The sequence below is a fragment of the Prevotella sp. KH2C16 genome (assembly GCF_900113305.1).
GTDB lineage: Bacteria > Bacteroidota > Bacteroidia > Bacteroidales > Bacteroidaceae > Prevotella.
In genome coordinates, this window is the sequence record NZ_FOOW01000014.1 from 1 (window position 1) to 19,197 (window position 19,197).

Below are 19,197 nucleotides of genomic sequence, written 5' to 3' on the forward strand. Positions count from 1 at the left end.
AGAAAGATTTTCTTCCGATTTTATTAACACGCTGCCTGTTTCGCTTTATAATCTCATCATTGCCGACATAGCTCATAGTGAGAAATGCCAGGACGAGAGACATGATAACTATAAAACCGCCTATAGTTTTTGAATGTGCTCTGTCTATTTGAATAATCCACAAGTCCTTTCCGAATATAAATCGTATAGCAAGGAATATATCCGTTAAGACGAAACAATAAAATACAGAAAGAAGTGTTCCTATCCCACTTTCAAATAAGTGTCCAACATTAGCATCGCTTAATTTAGAATTATGTTGCAATATATAATCTGCGTTCTGTTCTGGAGTTTGCCCCTGCTTCCTCAGATTCCTTTTAATAAACGGAAACAGATTAGGAATTAAAATAAGTAGCCACCTACCAAGAGGGTTCAAGAGTCTAACGCAGAAGCGGTCGAACCTCCAAACAGAAAAATAGATACCGAAATATAAAAGTTCTATATATTTCTTTACCAACATAATTTCTTGGATTAAAACATTTAAAAGAGTTTATGATTTCTATACCATTTATCATATATAATGTCATTTACTTGCAAGTAGCAACAAAGTAGGATAAAGCAATAAGTAAAATTGTTTCATATTCATTTAGGTTTATATAAGTTAGTTTTGCCATCTTTGATACTCCTGCTTTCATCGTAGCCAGCATCCTGTTTACTGAGGATGATTTGCGATGGGGTCATTATCGTTTGTTTGGTAGTAGCCATCTATCGCAAAGGCTTCAAGATAGTACAGTTGGTCTTATAACAGCATTTCTGCACAAATATACGAAGAAATGTTGTTAGCAACAAGAAAAAGAAGTTTTATTTAATGGTGTCTTTATGACACTCTCGCTATTCTGACCGTTGCCCACGCATTAGACTGCGCCACTTGAGGTAGCCCGCCACGGCAATGACCACATAGAGGGCATAGAGCGAGGCCTTGAAGGGGATGCCCTTGTAGAAATAAAGCACGCAGGTAACGATGTCCACGACGATCCAGATGAGCCATTGCTCCAAGTATTTGCGCGCCAAGGCCCAGATGCCGACAAAACTCAATGCCGTGGTGAAGGCGTCGGCCACGGGCACCGTGGAGCCGATCTGCGTGAGCCAGTACCAAAGGGCGCCCCATGCTGCCAGGGTGAAAACAGCCCATGGCAGGATGAGGCGCGGCTTGAAGTGCGTAACGGGCAGTTCCTCTCCCTCCCTCTGCGCATGCTTCCGCCCGAACTTCCAGGTGGCGAAGCCGTACACGGTCATGGCGATGTAATAGAACTCCATGGCGCAGTCGGCGTAGAGGCCGTGCTGATAATAGAGCACGATGTCCATCACCTGCATCACGAAGCCTACCAGCCAGAGCCATATCGATGCCTTGTATTCCAGCAGGATATAGGCCAGGCCGAGCAGGGTGGTGGCGATGTCGAGCCAGTGGAGGGAGAGGAATTCCGTCATAGGATGCTTAGAACCTGAGCGTGAGGTTGGTCATGCAGGTGAATCCTGCCATGGGAATGAAGCCTATCTGGTAGTAGCGGTTATCGGGGGTGTACTTGTTTTTCGCGCTTACCGCACTATACACCCATCCGCTGGCGGCATAGCGTCGGCTGAAGAGGTTGTTCAGGTCAAGCCCCAGTGCCACCTCCTTGATGCCGAGCGTGCGGCGTGTGGTCTTGGCGGTATAGCCCAAGTGGAGGTTGCTCTGCGAGAAGCAGGGCAGCGAGCGCAACTTGTCGGCGGTGTTGTCGAGATACTGCCGGCTCACGAAGTTGGTGTGCCACACAGCCTGGAAGCCCCTGTGGTGGAAGTCGATCACGCCGTTGAGGATGGTCGACGGCGAGAAGGCCAGCACCGAGCGGTCGTAGTGTGCTGTGGTGGGCTTCCAGTTGGGGTTCGACGGTGCAGATTGGGTCTTGAAGTCGTAATCCTTGGGGCGAGGATTATCCCAGTCGTCAATATACTCCGTGAAGTCCTTCACCTTGTTGCGGCTCAGGGCGGCGTTACCTTCCAGCGTGATCCATGCAAGCGGACTCCAGCTGGCCGAGAGTTCCACTCCCATGCGGAAGCTCTTGTCGATGTTGGTGGTCAGGTCCTCGCCGATGTCGCTTTGCTCTCCGGTTTGCACCAGCTGGTCTTTGTAGTCCATGTAGTACAGGTTGAAGCCTACGGTCCAGTTGCTGCCCGTGTAGTCGTAGCCCAGTTCGAAGTCGAGCAGGTGTTCGGCGTCGGGGGCGGGATAGTTGCCGTTGTCGGTAAAGTTGTTGCGCTCCGGCTCGCGGCTGGCATAAGCGGCAGAGGCATAGGCCTTGTGGCCGCCACTGTGGAAGGTGATCCCCGCCTTGGGGTTCACGAAATTATAGTCGGCATCGATGTCAAGCTGCTGGTTGCGGTAGGTTCCGTCGGGCTGCTCAATGAACTTGTCGTTGATGCCGTTGGTCTTGTAGGCCACATGGCGGTATTGGATGTCCGCGAAGAAGTCGAGACTGGAGCCGGCATGCAGCGTGCCCTTGACAAAGGCCGAGTAGTCGTCCTTGCGTGCGTCGGAGTCATAATATTGCAGTCCCGTGAAGTTGCGGGTCTGTCCTTTGTCCTTCACATAGGTGAGATAGCCGAAGTGGCTGCCGCGGAACTGCTGGAGGTTGACGCCCCCGAGCACTTCCATGAGCTCGTCGCTGTAGTTGAGGTTGTAGACCAGTCCGTAGGTGTGCTGTGCCAGTCCCTTTTTGCGCACGAAGTCGGTGCGCTTGATATTGTTGCCGGCGGCATCAGCGGCCGTGAGTCCGAACTTGGAGAACTTGTTGTCGGGGCGGAACTCGGAGTAGTAGCCGTAGCCGTAGGTATAGTGCAGGGCAGCGTTGTGAGTCCATCGGGTGCCCGGTCGCCAGACGGCGGAGAGGATGTTGTGGTTCTGGTAGAAGTTGTCGGTGGTCTTTCGCCAGAGCGACCCATCCTGCATCGTGTAGCGGCGGGTGATGAAGTTTCCCCCTGCGTCCTGCGGGAAACTCCAGTTGTCTTCGTCGAAGACGAGACGCTCATAGAGCGAGTTGAAGCGTCCGAGCCCGTGGCGGTACATATCCTTGTAGGTGCGGATGTCGTCGCCCATGAGCGTGGCATCGTCGTTGCCCGCCGTTACTCCGTTCCATGCCTGACCGGTCTTCTCAAAGTTGCCGATGTTCTTGTAGCTTAGCGTGAGGCGGTCGGCATAGTAGGTGAGGCCGCCGAAGTAAGAGCCCGAGCGTCCGCTCGTGCCGTGGAGGAATCCGTCGGTGGCTGTCTCGTGGTAGGCCCCGTTGAAAATCCAGTGGTTGCCGAGCATGCCCGACGAGAAGCTGAGCCCGAGGTTATAGGTGTTGTAGGAGCCGTAGGAACCGGTCAGCTCGAGGCTCGCCACCTGAGAGGGGGCTGCCGTGGCGAGGGAAACGGCACCGCCGAAGGCACCGTCGCCATTGGTAGATGCCCCCACGCCGCGCTGAATCTGCACGCTGCCGAGCAGGGCGGCATAGGAGTTCATGTTGGCCCAGAACACGGTCTGGTCTTCCGGCGAGTTGAGGGCTACGCCGTCGAGGGTTACATTGATGCGCGAGCCCGCCGCTCCGCGGATACGCATATAGGTGGTTCCCGTGCCCATGCCGTTCTCGCTCCATGCCAGGATGCCCGGCGTGCGGGCGAAGAGGAAGGGCAGTTCCTGGCCAGACTTGCCGAATTGCTGCAGTTCCTGTTTCCTGATGTTGGCCACCGCAAACGGGGCGTTCTTCTGCGCACGCACGCCCTTGACCACCACTTCCTGAATCTCCTCGTGCAGCAGAGAGTCTCTCGGAGCCTGTGCACTTGCCGTCGCCACGCATGTCAGCGCGGCCGTCAGGATAAAAAGTTTCTTCATCTTTGAATCTTATAGATTAAATAATTAATGTATAAGGGATGTTTCATAGACCTACCTACGCCAGCATTATCTGGATCAGGTTATCGGGTATATTCTCAGCACCGTCAATCGTACGGGCACCCCTTAACAGGCCATTTGCCTGTCGACTGCAAAGGTACGAATAAAAAAGGAAACCTGCAAGACTTGCGGGATAAAAACTTCCCCCGCCCTCAGAAAACAAGGACGGGGAAATGTGTGGTTATGGGGTTGCGGGGATTGCCGTTGCCCTCCTTTCCAGGGCAGGTTCCCGATGGTTACTATTTCTTTCCGTAGATCATGCCCAGCCCCGTGAGCATGCCGGGCATCTGCGTGAGTTGAGGCATGGGGAGGGTCTTCTCCGTGTTGGGCACGAAGTGCAGCTCGCTGATGCCGTCGGCTTTCAGGTGATTTATAATGGTGTCGAAATCTTTATAGATCTGCTTGTTTGAGAAGAGGTCGTGCAGGGCAAATGCGCCGCCTTTCTTCAAAACGCGCAGGGTTTCGCGGATGAGGGCTTCCTTGTCGGGATTGTTGTGCACCTCGTGGTAGACGAAGTTGCTCACCACGGCATCGAAGGTCTCGTCCCTGAACTCCAGCCGATTGGCATCATCCTTCCTGAATGAGCATCGGTCGCTCACGCCCTCTATCTCGGCATTACGCTCACACATCTTCTGGTTGTAGTCCCACATGGCTCCCCAGTAGTCGATGCCCGTGCATTCGGCCTCTGCAAAGGCCTTGGCACAGCGGATGGTGAGTGCGCCGGAGCCACAGCCCACATCCAGCAGCCTGCCTTTGCCGTCCCATGCGAGGTGATCCAGTACATACTGGTGTATTTTGCCCATGAGCCCCCCGTGCCTGAAGTCGAAGGCGCGGCGCACATAGATCATGTAGCCGAAGATAAAGACGGCCGCAAGGAAGAGGAGGGTGGTGAGCACTTTCAGCAGCGTGCTCTCGCTGTAGAGCATCGTGAGGCCGAAGACGACGAAGAAGACAAGGGTGATCGAGAGGAGGATTCCTACCAGCTTTACGGGTATCCAGTTGCCGTATTCCGGTTCGTACCTGTTGTTCTTGTGAATAATTGATTCTGTCATGTTGCAAGTTTATCTGTTGTTTATGACAAAAGTAGTAAAAAGGCAGATGGTTTGCAATACTCAATAGTCGGTATTTTTAGCGTTTCTCGAGCAACTTCTCCACGAGGCGGGGAAGGGCATAGTCGGCGAGGTCGGCGAAGTCTATCCACTGATAGCCTTCGGGCAGGTCGGCGTCCGTGGCCCCCACCGCCATCATCCGGGCGTAGAGGGTCTGATGGGTAAGGATGTGCCTGACCTCGGCCTCCTCCCTGGGGAAGGGGTCTTCTTTCAGGAGGGGCTCCCAAAGACCTTGCCAGATGTCGCCGGGACCCCGTTGGTGGATGGCTGTCAGGCCGTTGTTTTGGAGTAGGTAATAGGTAAAGAAACGCTCGCGCCGCCTCAGCTTTTTCTCTTTCACGGGCAGCTCTTCTATCTTCCCGTTGCGCAGGGCGTGGCAGCTTTCCTGTAGCGGACAGAGGAGGCAGCGGGGCGACTGTGGCATGCACTGCAGGGCGCCGAAGTCCATCATGGCCTGGTTCCATGCGGCAGCCTTATCGCGCGGCAGCAGCTCGTCGGCTAATTGCTGGAATTCCTTCTTGCCGGCCGTGCTGTTGATGGGGGTGGTGATGCCGAAATAGCGGCTCAGCACACGGTAGACATTGCCGTCTACGGCCGCATGCGGCAGGCCGAAGGCTATCGAGGCGATGGCCGCGGCGGTGTAGTCGCCCACGCCTTTCAGGGCTCGGATGTTCTCGTAGGTATGGGGAAAGCCGCCGTTGGCAACAATCTGCCGGGCTGCGGCATGCAGGTTACGGGCCCGTGAGTAGTAGCCCAGCCCCTGCCATTCCTTCAGCACTTCATCCTCGGTGGCGGTAGCCAATAACTCCACGGTCGGCCACCGGCGCATGAAGCGGTGCCAGTAGTCGGTGCCCTGTGCGATGCGCGTCTGCTGGAGGATGACCTCCGAGAGCCAGACGGCATACGGATCGCGGGTCTCCCGCCAGGGGAGGCTGCGCCCGTTGTCGGCATACCACCGGAGGATGGTAGATTGGAAATTGCTGTTTGCCATGTCGGAAGGGCAGTTGTTCGAGTCTGTTAGCTTACCATAGTGCCTGCTCCAGCTCGTCGGGATGAATCACGAATCCTATCTTCTGTCCGCTCTCACTTCCCTTGATGGTGAAGGCGATGTCAATATGATTGTCCAAGGCCTCTTCCATGACATCCTTATCGTCATTGCTTGCAGCTCCTATGCTCTGTATGAATTGTTTCCTCAGGTAGTCGGCCACTTGGTTCATGTCCACGCTCCTGCCTTTCTCGTCGAGGGCGAGGTGATAGGAAACCTTATGGTTGCGGTAGTCCACGCGCGTCAGCGTGAGATCGTCGTAGAGCACCCGTCGGGGCAGGTTCTGGTTTATCTTCTTCACCTCCGACTTCAGCTTCCAGTCGGTTACTTGTGAACAACTTGCCAGCAGTAGCGTGGCCAGCAACAGTATTAAAGCTGCTATTCGATTCTGTTTGCGATACATGTCTTGTAGTTAAGTTGCTATGATTCTTTTGCAAAGATACGAAAAAAAACGGAATGTCGCCTCAGCCCGGCCGACATTTTTTAGGTGTGGAAACCTTTGAACAACCCTAACGCCGCTCCTCCTACAGCCCCGCCCTTGCCCTCCCGCGTAGGGAGGGCGTTAACCATTGGCTTTTATTCCCTTATTCTCTTAGTTTCCTTTTAGCCGCCTTTTACTCTCCTTTTAGCCGTTAGAAGCATTCCTTTTAACGGCTAAAAGCAATCCTTTTAACGGCCTTTTACTTTACCTCCCGCAACCTCCTCCCCACAGAGGGGAACTTCCTCTCTACAGGGGCTGTCGGGTTAGGGGGAGACGGTTGGATTTACCAATCCTCCTCTTTCCCCTTCTGGGCTTATATCACCTAAAATTCCGCAACATTTATTTCCCATGTGTGAGTTTGAGGATTTGCCCGTTTTTCTTTATTTCTAAGTGGTAAGCTCCGCCTTGGTAGCCTCTAAAAGTTCCCTCTATTATCCATATTCCATCTTGCAGCCCTGTCGGGGTGTGGGGATGTCAGGCTGTCTTCCGCCGCCTCCGCAGACAGAGCCAGACCACGAGGAGGCCGATGGCCAGCACATTCGCAAATAGCAGCCATCCCAGCCGGTCGACCTGATGGAGGGCGTAATCGCGTAAGTGGAGCGGGGGCACCGCTCCACTCTTGAAGGTCTTTATACTGAGGCGCGTCGTGTCCCAAATGTAGTAGTCGGTCATCATCAGGCCGTGGAAAGCCACCAGGAGTCCTATTTTCTGCCAGTTCTTCATATTGTTTCTTTTATTAAACCTCTCCTCACCCCTCCTCCTGCAGGGAGGTGGCGTGAAACCGGTACAAAGAGGAGAAGCTATTGGCTTTTATTCTCTTATTCTTTTATTCTCTTATTCTTTTATTCCATCCTTTTCCCTCCACAGGCAGATGAAGAGGAAGATGCACAGGGCTATGCTGATGCCCAATGCCACCGAGAGGCTGGTTACTATCAGATAGTATTCATGTACCAAGCCCCAGAGGTCATCGTTCATGCCGGCATGCGGCTCTACCATATACTTCATGTCGACGAAGGCGTTGAGCCATGTCATGAGGCCTGTTATCGACAGGCCGGCCAGCACGATGATTCCTGTGATTTTCTGCCAGTTCTTCATCTTTCATTCTTTTATTCTTTTATTCTCTTATTCTCTTATTCTCTTATTCGTCCCCCTGATTCTCCCTCTCCTTGGGAGAGGGTTGGGGAGAGGTCTTTCTTTGAAGAGAGGGTCGGTGAGAGGTTTTCATTCTCTTATCCGTTTCCTCTTAATTCTCCCTCCCTTTAGGGGAGGGTCGGGGAGGGGTTTCCATTCCATGACCGGTAGAACTCCTCCCGACTGATGCGCTCGTCTTCATGCAGCTTGTAAATGAAATCTCCGTTATGAGCCTCAGTCTCATTGATGAGTGCGAAGAACTCATCGGAAACGGGCTCGTCGGCCTCCTCCCGCTGTGCTTCGGTCAACTCGTCGTCGGGCGTGTCGAGATACCCGCATTGCTCTGAAGTTCCGTCTTGTCGCCTCCAGATGATTTTCCAGCTCTCCCGTTTGCTTTCCTCAAGTTCGATGAGCAGCGTCTCGCCCTTCACGCAGATGCGCCAATAGCTGAACCCTTTGCCTGTTTCCGATTCATTCATTTTCTTTTTTCCTTTGCTTTATATCACTCCATCCACTTCCTGCACAGGCGGTAGCAGATGATGATGGGAATCATGGCGAGGAGCGTGGCCATGCTGAAGAGCATGATGGCGAAGACGAAGGCCGAGTCTCTGAGTATGAACAACCTCATCATGAACGCCAGCATGCTCCAGAGGAGGATGCTGCTCACGATGATTTCCACAAGAGTCCGGTTGACCCGGCCCCATCTCCGGCAGACGAACCAGGTGATGATGCCGCCCGCCAGGTAAGGCAGTCCCAGCCACACGGCGGGCGCCACGACAAGCGTCAGGACTTCCCGGAGGCCTTGCGTCGGTATGTTCAATGAGAGCAGGAAGCCATAGCCCACTATGATAAACAGGGTGGCGAGCGCCGTTACGGCCTCAAACCTCGCCAGTCGTTTCCATTCCGTCTTTGTCATGTTGTTCAGAGGAGTGATGCGTTGCCGCCGTTAATATTTGATTCCCATGTTGTGGAAGATGAAGCTGTAGATGTCGGCCGTCTCCTCGAGCTGCTTGCTCAGGGGCTTGCCGCCGCCGTGGCCCGCCTTGGTGTCGATGCGGATGAGCGTGGGTTGGTTGCCCGCGTTGGCCTCTTGCAGGGTTGCCGCGAACTTGAAGCTGTGGGCCGGAACGACGCGGTCGTCGTGGTCGGCGGTGGTAATGAGCGTGGCGGGATAGTTCACGCCCTTGCGGATGTTGTGCAGGGGAGAGTAGCCCTTCAGGTAAGAGAACATCTCCTTGGAGTCGTCGCTCGTGCCGTAGTCGCTCGCCCAGTTCCATCCGATGGTGAACTTATGATAGCGCAGCATGTCCATCACGCCTACGCGGGGGATGCAGACCTTGTAGAGGTCGGGCCGCTGCGTCATGCACGCTCCCACGAGCAGTCCGCCGTTGCTGCCGCCGGCGATGGCGAGATAATCACGGCTGGTATACTTGTTGGCGATGAGGTATTCGGCCGCGGCGATGAAGTCGTCGAACACATTCTGCTTCTGCATCTTCGTGCCTGCCTGGTGCCACTCCTCGCCATACTCGCTGCCGCCGCGTATGCTGGGCTGGGCATAGACGCCTCCACGCTCCATGAAGGCCAGCAGCGAGGAGCTGAAGCTGGGCGTCATTGAGATGTTGAAGCCTCCGTAGGAATAGAGATAGGTGGGATTCTTGCCGTTGAGGCGGAGTCCCTTCTTATGGGTGATGAACATGGGCACGCGCGTGCCGTCCTTGCTCTCGTAGAACACCTCCTTGGTCTCATAGCCGGAGAGGTCGGCCTTTATGGCGGGCTTGGCGTAGGGGGTGGAGGAACCGCTCTCGTAGTCGTAGCGGTAGACCACATTGGGCTGGGTGAACGAGGTGAAGCTGAAGAATACCTCCTCGCGGTCTTTCTGTCCATATACGCCCACGGAGCCCGGTCCGGGCAGGCTCATCTCGCGGAGGAGCTTGCCGTCGAGGCTGTATATGCGCACCCTGTCGCAGGCATCCACCATATAGGTGAGGTAGAGCTTGCCGTCGATGACGCTGGCACTCTCCAGCACATCGTCGCCCTCCGGTATCAGGGTCTTCCAGTCGCCCACGCCCGGACGGCTGAGGTCGGCCACCATGAGCTTATACTTCGGCGCGCCGTCGTTGGTGAGGATATAGATCTTGTCGCCGATGAACTCCACGGGCGAATAGATGTTGTCCATGTTCGCCGTCATCTGCACGAACTGCGCGTCGGGCTCCTTGAGGGATCGCACATAGAGATTAGAGCCCGCTCCCGCCCCGCTCTCGAAGAGCATCTGGAGGGTCTCGTCTTCGTTGACATAGGTGGAGAAGAACTCCATCGGCTTCGAGGGGTTCTGATAGAAGAGGCGGTCGCTGCTTTGCGGCGTGCCGAGCTTGTGGTAGTAAATCTTGTGGGTGGAGTTCTTGCCGGAGAAGGCATGACCCTCCTCGGGCCTGTCGTAGGCGCTGTAGAAGAATCCGTCCTTATACCACGAGGCTCCGGAGAACTTTGCCCACACGATGTGGTCGTCCAGCAGGCGGCGCGTCTGCAGGTCGATGACATAGAACTCCTGCCAGTCGCTGCCGCTGCGCGAGATGGAGTAGGCGCAGTAGCGGCCGTCGTGGGAGATGGATGTGCTCTTCAGGGCCACCGTGCCGTCGGCCGAGAGCTTGTTGGGATCGAGGAACACGCGGGCATTCTTCTCGTCGCCGAGGCGGTCCATCTCGTAGAAGACGCTCTGGTTCTGCAGTCCGTCGTTCCTGGAGAAATACCATTTGCCGGTCTTCTTGCTGAATGACGGTGCCGACACCTTGCCGTAGTTGGCCAGCTCCTTGAGCCGTTTCAGGATTTTGCCGCGGAACGGAATCTTCTGCAGGTATGTCTGCGTCAGCCGGTTCTCGGCCTCTACCCACTGGGCCGTGGCCTCCGAGTTGTCGTCCTCGAGCGGGCGGAAGGGGTCGGCCACCTGCTCGCCGAAGTAAGTGTCCACGGTGTTGTCGCGCGGAGCTACGGGGTATTGAAGCCTCTGTGCCGTCATTGCCGTAGGTGCAATCATTGCAATTGCGAGTAATAGTTGTTTTTTCATCATGTGGCAAATATATATATTTTCCGCCGTTCCGCCAAATGTTAGCGGCGATTTTTGCCCTCCTCCCCGCACCTTGGGAGCGAAGATACGCCAAGGTTGGGCGAAGGGAACGCATTGCGGACGATGGCGTAACCCCCTATGGGGTTGGACATTTCTAAATACCGTTTAAGAGTGTACTGTACCCTGTAAATGGCATAATCCCCCAGGGGGGTGTGCATAGCAGCCGGTATCCTTTTCTCTATGGTTTGCGGGTGAGCTAAGTAAAAGGCCGCTAAAAGCTCGCCTTTTAGCCGTTAAAAGGAGAGTAAAAGGCCGCTGAAAGGAGAGTAAAAGGCCGCTAAAAGGAATGCGGGGGAGCGGAGGCTGACATTCGGGCTGTTTCCTCCATGGCAGGGGGAGACAAAGAAAGGCACCGGCGGAGATAGTCTCGCCGATGCCTGTGAGTTGATGAGAGGTTTGCCCGTTTACTTCCGGCAGGTCTGACAGGGTGCCCACGGCTTGAGCTGCTTGAAGAAGTCGTTGCCCTTGTCGTCTACGAGGATGAAGGCCGGGAAGTCTTCCACGGTGATCTTCCAGATGGCTTCCATACCCAGTTCGGGGTATTCCACGCACTCGATCGACTTGATGGAGCCCTGCGAGAGCACGGCTGCCACGCCGCCGATGGTGCCCAGATAGAAGCCGCCGTGCTTCCGGCAGGCATCGGTAACCACCTGCGTGCGGTTGCCCTTGGCTATCATCACGAGGCTGGCTCCGTGGTCCTGGAACTCGTCTACATAGGGGTCCATGCGGTTGGCCGTGGTCGGTCCCATGCTTCCGCAGGGATAGCCCTCCGGCGTCTTGGCCGGTCCGGCGTAGAGGATGGGGTGATCCTTGAAGTAGGCCGGCATCTCCTCGCCTGCATCCAGTCGTGCCTTGAGCTTGGCGTGGGCGATGTCGCGCGCCACGATGATGGTGCCCTTGAGGTTGACGCGGGTGGAGACGGGATACTTGGTGAGTTCGGCGCGCACGGCGTCGATGCCCTTGTCGAGGTCGATCACGATGCCCTTGCCGCCTTCGCCCGGCCGGCGATACTCCTCGGGAATGAGTTCCGTGGGGTTCTCGTCCATCCGCTCGAGCCAGATGCCGTCCTTGTTGATCTTGGCCTTGATGTTGCGGTCGGCCGAGCAGCTCACTCCCATGCCGATGGGGCACGATGCCCCGTGGCGCGGCAGGCGGATGACGCGGATGTCGTGGGCGAGGTATTTGCCGCCGAACTGTGCGCCGAGGCCTATCTTGTGGGCCTCGTCGAGGAGCTTCGCCTCGAGGTCGGTGTCGCGGAAGGCACGCCCCGTCTCGTCGCCCGTGGTGGGCAGGCTGTCGTAATACTTGATGCTGCCGAGCTTCACGGTGAGCAGGTTCTTCTCTGCCGAGGTGCCTCCGACGACGAAGCAGATGTGGTAAGGCGGGCAGGCCGCCGTGCCGAGGCTCTTCATCTTCTCCACGAGGAACGGGAGCAGGGTGCCCTCGTTCTGGATGGTGGCCTTCGTCATGGGATAGAAGTAGGTCTTGTTGGCTGAGCCGCCGCCCTTGGCCACCATCACGAAGCGGTATTCATCGCCCTCCACGGCCTCGATGTCGATCTGTGCGGGCAGGTTGCAGCGGGTGTTCACCTCGTCGTACATGTTGAGCGGGGCGTTCTGCGAATAGCGCAGGTTGTCCTGCGTGAAGGTGTCGAAGACGCCGCGGCTCAGCGCTTCCTCGTCCTCGAAGTCGGTCCACACGCGCTGTCCCTTCTCGCCGTGGATGATGGCGGTGCCGGTGTCCTGGCAGAAAGGCAGGATGCCCTTGGCTGCCGTCTCGGCGTTGCGCAGGAACTGCAGGGCCACATACTTGTCGTTCTCTGAAGCCTCGGGGTCGTTCAGGATGCTGGCTACTTGCTCGTTGTGCTCTCGGCGCAGCATGAACTCCACATCGTGGAAGGCCTGGCGTGCGAGCAGCGTGAGGGCTTCGGGAGAGACCTTGAGGATGGTCTTGCCCTCAAACTCGGCCGTGCTCACGCCCTCCTTGGACAAGAGCCGGTACTCGGTGGTGTCGGCGCCCAGCTGGAACATCGGGGCGTACTTGAAATCAGGTGTCTTACTCATATTCTTCCTCACCATTACCCTCCTGCGGGAGAGGGAACGCCGTGTGAGGTGTCGCGTTAAAGTTTATAATGTTGTTGTATCTGTAGTCTGCCGTTTATCAATAGCCGAATATCTCCTCGGTGGTGAGGCGGCGCACAGGGCCTATCTTCTCAAGAGCCTTCATGTCGAGGTTTTTCTCGTCGCCGAGGATAATATATTTATAGGTCTTGCCCTGGATGTTTTCTCGGGCGAAGTCCATCAGGTCTTTCAGGGTGAGCTTCGGCAGCATCTCGTATTCCTTCTTGTAAGGGTCATAGTCGATGCCGAGGCGCAGGGCGTACATATAGGCGTTGAGGATGCCGAACTTGGTGGTGCGAGCCGAGGCCAGGTTCTTCAGCAGGCTCTGCTTGGCGAGGCTGAAGCCAGCCTCTCGCTCGGGCGTGTTGTTCAGCAGTTCGTTGAACTCCTTGATGCAGTCCATCATCTTGTCGTTCTGCGTGATGATGTTGGTATAGAAGAATTCCTTGTCCTGTTTGCGACTTGGTAGGCTGTAGCGGGCGGAGGCACTGTAGGCCAGTCCGCGCGCCTCGCGCAGCTCCTGGAAGACGATGGCATTCATGCCGCCGCCGAAATATTCGTTGAAGAGGTCGATGATGGCTCTGCGCTCGGGCGTGTACTCCCTGTTCTCGTTGTGCAGCTGCGTCATGTAGATGTTTTTGGCATCATAGGGGGCTATCCACACCTCGTTGCGGGGCGTGGTCTGCGCGACATAGGGGCGTGCGGCATCGGCTTTTAGGAATGTCTTGAGCGTGGGGTGCTCTTTGCTGATGAGCGTGCTCAGGGTTTTCAGGGTCGACGGTCCGTAGTAGAGCACGGTCTGGTCGTGGTTGCTCAGGTCCTCCATGAGGTCGGTCAGCTCCTCGGGAGAGCCTTCCCGGAGTTTCTGCTCGCTCGGAATGTTGCGGGTGGAGTTGTACTCACCGTGGATTCCATATTCCATGAGTGCCTGGAAATTGCTTCTCTGATTGGTTTTGTTGTCGGCGCGGCCTTTGAGCACGAGGTCCACATACTGGGTATAGGCCTGCTTGTCGGGCTTGGCGTTCTGCATCAGGTGCTCCAGCAGGCGCAGTGCCTCGGGCAGGTTCTCGTTAAGTCCGGAGAGCGAGACGATGAACTGGTCGGCCCGCTGGTCGAAGCTGTAGTCGCAGGCCAGGCGGTAGAACTTCTGCTTGATCTGCTCGCTGGTGAACTTGTCGGTGCCCAGATATTCGAGATAGCTGGCGGCGTAGCCCACGAGGGGATTGGTCTCCGTGCCCAGCGGATAGCGGAACTGCAGGGTAAAGAGGTCGTCGGTCGTATTCTGCCTGTAGACCACGGGAAGTCCTTTCTCGGTCGTAGCCGTTGTCAGGTCCTTGTCGAAGTCGAGGAACTGGGGCTGGATGGGCGCCGGCTTGCTGGCCTGTATTTCCAGCAGGAACGCCGAGTGCTTGTCGTTGTTGGTGGGAATCGGGGTGATGGCGGGCTTGTCCACCTTTTTGAGGGTGGTGTCGTTGCCCTGCCGCTTGTAGACGCAGACGAAGTTGTCGTTCAGGTATTTGTCGGCAAAGGCCACCAGCTCGGCCTTGGTCATCTTCGAGAATCGGTCGAGCCTGCCCACATGCTGCTCCCAGTCTTCTCCGTTGATGAAGGCGTCGACGAACTGACTGGCGCGCGTCCGGTTGTTGTCGAGTCCCTTGTAGAAGTCGCGCTTGTAGTTGTTGATGACCGACGGAAGCAGTTCGTCGGAGAATTCTCCACGCTTCAGCTTGCCTACTTCCTCGAGCAGGAGGGCTCGGACCTCTTCCAGGGTCTGCCCCTGTTTAGGTGCACCGCCCACGAGGAAGATGGAATAGTCGCACATAGCCTCGGAGCCGGCAAACGCCTCCTGCACCTTCATCTTCTGGCTGAGGTCGAGATCCATCAGTCCGGCACGGCCGTTGTTGAGCAACGATCCGAGAATATCGAGCGTATCGCTGGTGAGTTCCTTGCCTGCGGGGAATCGCCAGGCCATGTACAAGCTCTCCGCCTCCTGTCCTACGACGCTGGTATCCTGGGGAGCCGTGATGGGTGCGAGCGGTGCATACTCGGGACGGGAGAGCGTCTCGCTCTTCTTCCATGAGCCGAAGTATCGGTCGATGGTGGCGATTACCTCGTCAGGATTCAGGTCGCCGGCCATGCAGATGGCCACATTGTTGGGCACATAGTAGCGGCGGAAGTAGTTCTTGATGTTGGTGATGGAGGGGTTTTTCAGGTGCTCGCCCCGTCCGATGGTGCTCTGCGTGCCGTAGGGGTGGGTGGGAAAGAGCTTGGCCGTGAGCGCCTGAAACATCTTGCGGCTGTCTTGTGCCAGCCCGATGTTATACTCCTCGTAGACGGCTTCAAGCTCGGTGTGGAACCCGCGGATGACCATGTTCTGGAAGCGGTCGGCCTCCACCTTCGCCCAGTTGTCCACCTCGTTGGCCGGGATGTTCTCCACATAGCAGGTAACATCGTTGCTGGTGTAGGCGTTAGAGCCCTCGGAGCCGATGCCCGACATGAGCTTGTCGTATTCGTTGGGGATGTTATATCGTGCGGCGAGCCCGCTCACGGAGTCGATTTCGTGGTATGCCTGCTTGCGGGCCTGCGGGTCGGTGAGCTTGCGGTAGGCCTCATAGCGCTGCTCGATCTCATTCAGGAACGGCAGCTCTGCCTGATAGTCGGAGGTGCCGAAGTGGTTGGTACCCTTGAACATGAGGTGCTCCAGATAGTGAGCCAGCCCCGTGGTCTCGGCCGGGTCGTTGCGGGAACCCGTGCGCACGGCGATATAGGTCTGGATGCGCGGTTTCTCCTTGTTCACGGAGAGATAGACCTTGAGCCCGTTGTCAAGGGTGTAGATGCGGGTCTGCATCGGGTCGCCCTTCACGGTGGTGTACTTGTAGTCCTTTGCCTGCGTGGCAGTCAGTCCGAATGCCAGCAGCAAGGAAGCCAGGAAAAATCTTGATTTCATAGTCTTTCTTATTTCTATAGGTTTATGTGTTCAATTCTCGAAGTCCACTTCGTGGTCGAGCTGCTCGATGAAGTTGTCGAGCACACTGCGCTCCACATCTCCCATATGAAACTCTTTCTCGGCGTCCTTGCGTATCTCGGCAATCCATGTGCGGCGCGCGGCGACATAGTCGTCGTGGATGCGCTGGAGGTCGTCGGAGTCGAGGCTGTCGAGGTTGTAGTAGTCAAGTATCAGCTTGTAGGTCCACGCCCACTGGTATTCGCGGTACCGGTCGTTGATTTCGGTGAATCGGCGGGTGATTTCCCCGATGCTGTCCAGGCAGCCCGACTTGATGTCGTCGAGCATGCGCCGTTCTTCCGATGCCGGCAGGAGCAGTCCCGAGAGGTCGTTCCACTCGCCCTCTCCGACGGTGGTTGTCGGGAGCTCTACGGCTCCGAGGCGCTTGATGACCCGCTTCAGCACGGCACCCATGTAGATGCGCAGGGCGATATCGTAGTATTTGATGCCTTTCTTCAGCGACGAGGCGCGGATGACATACTCGTGATAGTTATAGGTCGACACCTCGTCGCCCGAGGCCTCGCGGAGCTTTTCCAGAATCCGCTTGCCCTGGATGATCTCGCCCACGCTGAACGGCGAGAGCCAGTCGAAGTTCACGATGCTCTTCTGCGAGCCCTGGGGGCGGACATCCCTCTTGGGCCATTTGCGGATGTCGCGATACAGGCCCACGGTGGTGATGTTGCGGCCGGGCGAGAGATACATGGTGTCGCCGTAGGCCACGAGATAGGAGAAGGGCAGCCGCCGGGTGTCGGGATGATACATCAGCTTGCCGAAGCACACCGAGAATGTGCCGATGTGGGCGGGCATGAGCACATAGGCTCCGCTGGCGGTCTTCGTTCCGCGCTCGAGGATGCCGTAGTGCATGGGTCCCATCTTGTAGGCGTGGTTGCTGAAGTTGGTGGCCGACCCGGCGTTGTAGAACGAGAACTCGCCGCCGATGAGCAGGCTGCTCTTGTGATGGGATGCCGTGAACGGACCGCAGAAGGCGGCACAGGCCTCGCCGTTGCTCATATAGCTGTTGGCGAAGAACAGGCTCTGCGATGCCGTGAATCCGTTGGCTATCTGGCAGGCCTCGCCCACGAAGCAGTCCTGCATCTTCACGGAGTTGATGAGCGACGAGCCGTCGGAGATGATGGAGTTCTCGCAGATAACGCCCGTGCCGATGAACACGCTTGCGTTCTGCGAGCTCAGGATGGTGCAGTCGCTGAGCCTTGCGGCTCCGGAGATTTCGCACTCGTCGTTGATCACAGTGTTGGTAATCTCCTTGGAGTTGACGATTTTCACGCCGTTTCCCACAGTGCCGCGCGAGGGCTGCTGCAGCCTCACTTCCTCGCTGATGATACGGCGCAGGGCATCGCGGAAGCCCGTGTCGTCGGCATGCTTGATCATGAGGGCGGCCAGCTGGCTGTTGAGGCTGTTGAAGAGCACCACATTGCCTTCGCCCACCTCGTTCAATACCGAGACGAGGTTGCCGTTGCCGTAGGTGGCTCCCTCGGTGGTCTCCATGGTGCATACATTCGAGATGTAGCAGTCGTCGCCGATGGTATAGTTGTTGATGAAGTTCCCGATGTTTTCAATCAGGCAGTTGTCGCCCACCGTTACATTGCGCAGGGTGGCGTTGTTGATGCCCGAGTGCTTCAGGAACCCCGGGCTCACCTCCACATTCCGCTCAAAGGCACCGATGTTGACCTCGCCATAGAGCATCACGCGATGCATGTAGTTGGGCCTGAAGTCTTCGCCCACGCTTACGGCCGTCCAGTCTTCCGCCCAGCAGCTGTTGTTCTCGAGGATGCTGATTTCCTGCTCCGTCAGCGGTCTGTATTCATTCATTCTTCCGTGGGATATAAAAAGTCGTTGTAGGGGTATTTCTGTACATGCAGCTCGCGCACCTTGCGGTAGAGCACTTCACGCAGCTCGTCGATGTTCTCCCGCTTCTTTGCGGAGACGAAGAGGCAGCCCTCGTCGAGGCGCGCCATCCATGTCTTGCGGAGGTCGTCGAGGGTGAGGTTCTCCTTCGTGGGCGGCGTCAGGTCGTCGGGCTCCTTGTCCGTCCATGTGTAGTTGTCAATCTTGTTGAAGACGATCATCGAGGGCTTGTCGGCGCATCCGAGCTCCTTCAGGGTCTGGCTGACCACCTCTATCTGTTCTTCGAAGTCGGGATGCGAGATGTCTACCACATGTAGCAGCAGGTCGGCCTCCCTCACCTCGTCGAGGGTTGACTTGAAGGAGTCCACCAGGTCGGTGGGCAGCTTGCGGATGAAGCCCACGGTGTCGGCGAGCAGGAAAGGCAGGTTGTCGATGACCACCTTGCGCACGGTGGTGTCGAGGGTGGCAAAGAGCTTGTTCTCGGCAAAGACTTCGCTCTTGGCGAGCAGGTTCATCAGGGTCGACTTGCCCACATTGGTGTATCCCACGAGCGCCACGCGCACCATTCGGCCGCGGTTTTTGCGCTGGGTGGTCTTCTGCTTGTCTATCTCCACGAGCCGCTGCTTCAGGAGCGTGATGCGCTGGAGGATGATGCGGCGGTCCATCTCGAGCTGCGTCTCACCGGGACCTCGCAGCCCTACGGAGCCCTTTCCGCCGCCGCTGCCGGAGCCTCCGCCCTGTCGCTCGAGGTGAGTCCAGAGGCGTTGCAGCCGCGGGAGCATGTAGCGGTATTGCGCCAGCTCCACCTGCGTCTTGGCATTGGCCGTCTGCGCCCGCATGGCGAAGATGTCGAGGATGAGGCTGGTGCGGTCGAGGATCTTCACCTGCAGCTCCTTTTCTATATTGCGTATCTGGCGCGCGGAGAGCTCGTCGTCGAAGATGACCATGCCCACCTCGCGCTCCGCGTCTTCCTCGTCCTTGATATATTGCCTGATCTCCTGCAGCTTGCCGCTTCCCACATAGGTGGTCAGGCTGGGCCCGCCCATCTTCTGGGTGAAGCGCCTGAGCGTTACTACGCCCGCCGTGTCGGCCAGAAACTCCAGCTCGTCGAGGTATTCCCGGGTCTTGGCCTCGTCCTGGTCCTTGGTGATGAGTCCCACGAGGACTGCGGTTTCGGCCTTGACCTCAGAGATTACGAATTCTTTCATTACATCTTTTATTATTCAGATGCAAAGATACAAAATATTGTAGAAACAAGGCATCCTGCCCGCTTTTTTTTCTTCTTGTCGGGCAGGTGCGGGAGTCTTCGTTTGCAGGAGGCCGTCTCCGGCAAAGCTTTTAGCCGTTAAAAGGAAGGCTTTTAACGGCTAAAAGCCC

The 19,197-nt window shown here is 56.6% G+C and carries 15 protein-coding genes, 1 pseudogene and 1 riboswitch; all 16 genes and pseudogenes read right to left on the reverse strand.

All coding sequences use genetic code 11. The features are described from left to right. Positions 1 to 496: hypothetical protein (locus tag BM114_RS14535; protein ID WP_218151485.1), on the reverse strand; the 496-nt coding region annotated here is incomplete at its 3' end. Between the two features lie 371 nt (positions 497 to 867). Continuing rightward, positions 868 to 1,464: a nicotinamide riboside transporter PnuC gene (gene pnuC, locus BM114_RS09625; RefSeq protein WP_092112856.1), complete on the reverse strand. Its 597-nt coding sequence runs from the start codon at positions 1,462 to 1,464 to the stop codon at positions 868 to 870. Positions 1,465 to 1,471: 7 nt separating this feature from the next. After that, entirely contained in the window at positions 1,472 to 3,886 is a 2,415-nt protein-coding gene (locus BM114_RS09630; RefSeq protein ID WP_092112858.1) for a TonB-dependent receptor, read from the reverse strand. 35 nt (positions 3,887 to 3,921) lie between these two features. After that, positions 3,922 to 4,020: riboswitch (TPP riboswitch) on the reverse strand. Positions 4,021 to 4,182: 162 nt separating this feature from the next. Further along, positions 4,183 to 4,995, reverse strand: coding sequence for a class I SAM-dependent methyltransferase (locus BM114_RS09635; RefSeq protein WP_092112860.1), 813 nt, complete (start codon positions 4,993 to 4,995; stop codon positions 4,183 to 4,185). Positions 4,996 to 5,071: 76 nt separating this feature from the next. Next, positions 5,072 to 6,043: an A/G-specific adenine glycosylase gene (gene mutY, locus BM114_RS09640; RefSeq protein ID WP_092112862.1), complete on the reverse strand. Its 972-nt coding sequence runs from the start codon at positions 6,041 to 6,043 to the stop codon at positions 5,072 to 5,074. A gap of 31 nt (positions 6,044 to 6,074) precedes the next feature. Continuing rightward, positions 6,075 to 6,500 (reverse strand): hypothetical protein, encoded by a 426-nt coding sequence (locus tag BM114_RS09645; RefSeq protein WP_092112864.1) that lies wholly within the window; start codon positions 6,498 to 6,500, stop codon positions 6,075 to 6,077. A 417-nt stretch (positions 6,501 to 6,917) separates the two neighbouring features. Beyond that, positions 6,918 to 7,037 (reverse strand): annotated as a pseudogene (locus BM114_RS14730) (NTF2 fold immunity protein); the annotation flags it as partial. A gap of 15 nt (positions 7,038 to 7,052) precedes the next feature. Then, positions 7,053 to 7,301 (reverse strand): hypothetical protein, encoded by a 249-nt coding sequence (locus tag BM114_RS09655; protein ID WP_092112866.1) that lies wholly within the window; start codon positions 7,299 to 7,301, stop codon positions 7,053 to 7,055. A gap of 111 nt (positions 7,302 to 7,412) precedes the next feature. Next, positions 7,413 to 7,673 (reverse strand): hypothetical protein, encoded by a 261-nt coding sequence (locus BM114_RS09660; RefSeq protein ID WP_092112868.1) that lies wholly within the window; start codon positions 7,671 to 7,673, stop codon positions 7,413 to 7,415. Positions 7,674 to 7,837: 164 nt separating this feature from the next. Then, the gene (locus tag BM114_RS09665) at positions 7,838 to 8,188 is read right to left on the reverse strand and encodes a hypothetical protein (protein ID WP_092112870.1); all 351 of its coding nucleotides are present in this window, start codon (positions 8,186 to 8,188) and stop codon (positions 7,838 to 7,840) included. 23 nt (positions 8,189 to 8,211) lie between these two features. Next, entirely contained in the window at positions 8,212 to 8,625 is a 414-nt protein-coding gene (locus tag BM114_RS09670) for a hypothetical protein (protein ID WP_092112872.1), read from the reverse strand. A gap of 30 nt (positions 8,626 to 8,655) precedes the next feature. Continuing rightward, positions 8,656 to 10,770, reverse strand: coding sequence for a prolyl oligopeptidase family serine peptidase (locus BM114_RS09675; protein WP_092112961.1), 2,115 nt, complete (start codon positions 10,768 to 10,770; stop codon positions 8,656 to 8,658). Positions 10,771 to 11,234: 464 nt separating this feature from the next. Next, entirely contained in the window at positions 11,235 to 12,893 is a 1,659-nt protein-coding gene (locus BM114_RS09680) for a fumarate hydratase (protein WP_092112964.1), read from the reverse strand. A 97-nt stretch (positions 12,894 to 12,990) separates the two neighbouring features. Further along, positions 12,991 to 15,897, reverse strand: coding sequence for a M16 family metallopeptidase (locus BM114_RS09685; RefSeq protein ID WP_092112874.1), 2,907 nt, complete (start codon positions 15,895 to 15,897; stop codon positions 12,991 to 12,993). Between the two features lie 30 nt (positions 15,898 to 15,927). After that, positions 15,928 to 17,784 (reverse strand): DUF4954 family protein, encoded by a 1,857-nt coding sequence (locus tag BM114_RS09690; protein ID WP_092112876.1) that lies wholly within the window; start codon positions 17,782 to 17,784, stop codon positions 15,928 to 15,930. Beyond that, positions 17,781 to 19,028, reverse strand: coding sequence for a GTPase HflX (hflX, locus tag BM114_RS09695; protein ID WP_092112878.1), 1,248 nt, complete (start codon positions 19,026 to 19,028; stop codon positions 17,781 to 17,783). The genes BM114_RS09690 and hflX overlap by 4 nt, the downstream gene beginning before the upstream one ends. Positions 19,029 to 19,197: the final 169 nt, after the last annotated feature.

What these genes read in the sequence shown, in the direction of transcription:
- BM114_RS09630 (WP_092112858.1), bottom strand. Translation starts at nt 3,886, where the DNA reads ATGAAGAAACTTTTTATCCTGACGGCCGCGCTGACATGCGTGGCGACG.
- BM114_RS09675 (WP_092112961.1), bottom strand. Translation starts at nt 10,770, where the DNA reads ATGAAAAAACAACTATTACTCGCAATTGCAATGATTGCACCTACGGCA.
- BM114_RS09635 (WP_092112860.1), bottom strand. Translation starts at nt 4,995, where the DNA reads ATGACAGAATCAATTATTCACAAGAACAACAGGTACGAACCGGAATAC.
- BM114_RS09685 (WP_092112874.1), bottom strand. Translation starts at nt 15,897, where the DNA reads ATGAAATCAAGATTTTTCCTGGCTTCCTTGCTGCTGGCATTCGGACTG.
- BM114_RS09655 (WP_092112866.1), bottom strand. Translation starts at nt 7,301, where the DNA reads ATGAAGAACTGGCAGAAAATAGGACTCCTGGTGGCTTTCCACGGCCTG.
- BM114_RS09680 (WP_092112964.1), bottom strand. Translation starts at nt 12,893, where the DNA reads ATGAGTAAGACACCTGATTTCAAGTACGCCCCGATGTTCCAGCTGGGC.
- BM114_RS09670 (WP_092112872.1), bottom strand. Translation starts at nt 8,625, where the DNA reads ATGACAAAGACGGAATGGAAACGACTGGCGAGGTTTGAGGCCGTAACG.
- BM114_RS09690 (WP_092112876.1), bottom strand. Translation starts at nt 17,784, where the DNA reads ATGAATGAATACAGACCGCTGACGGAGCAGGAAATCAGCATCCTCGAG.
- BM114_RS09665 (WP_092112870.1), bottom strand. Translation starts at nt 8,188, where the DNA reads ATGAATGAATCGGAAACAGGCAAAGGGTTCAGCTATTGGCGCATCTGC.
- hflX (WP_092112878.1), bottom strand. Translation starts at nt 19,028, where the DNA reads ATGAAAGAATTCGTAATCTCTGAGGTCAAGGCCGAAACCGCAGTCCTC.
- mutY (WP_092112862.1), bottom strand. Translation starts at nt 6,043, where the DNA reads ATGGCAAACAGCAATTTCCAATCTACCATCCTCCGGTGGTATGCCGAC.
- pnuC (WP_092112856.1), bottom strand. Translation starts at nt 1,464, where the DNA reads ATGACGGAATTCCTCTCCCTCCACTGGCTCGACATCGCCACCACCCTG.
- BM114_RS09660 (WP_092112868.1), bottom strand. Translation starts at nt 7,673, where the DNA reads ATGAAGAACTGGCAGAAAATCACAGGAATCATCGTGCTGGCCGGCCTG.
- BM114_RS09645 (WP_092112864.1), bottom strand. Translation starts at nt 6,500, where the DNA reads ATGTATCGCAAACAGAATCGAATAGCAGCTTTAATACTGTTGCTGGCC.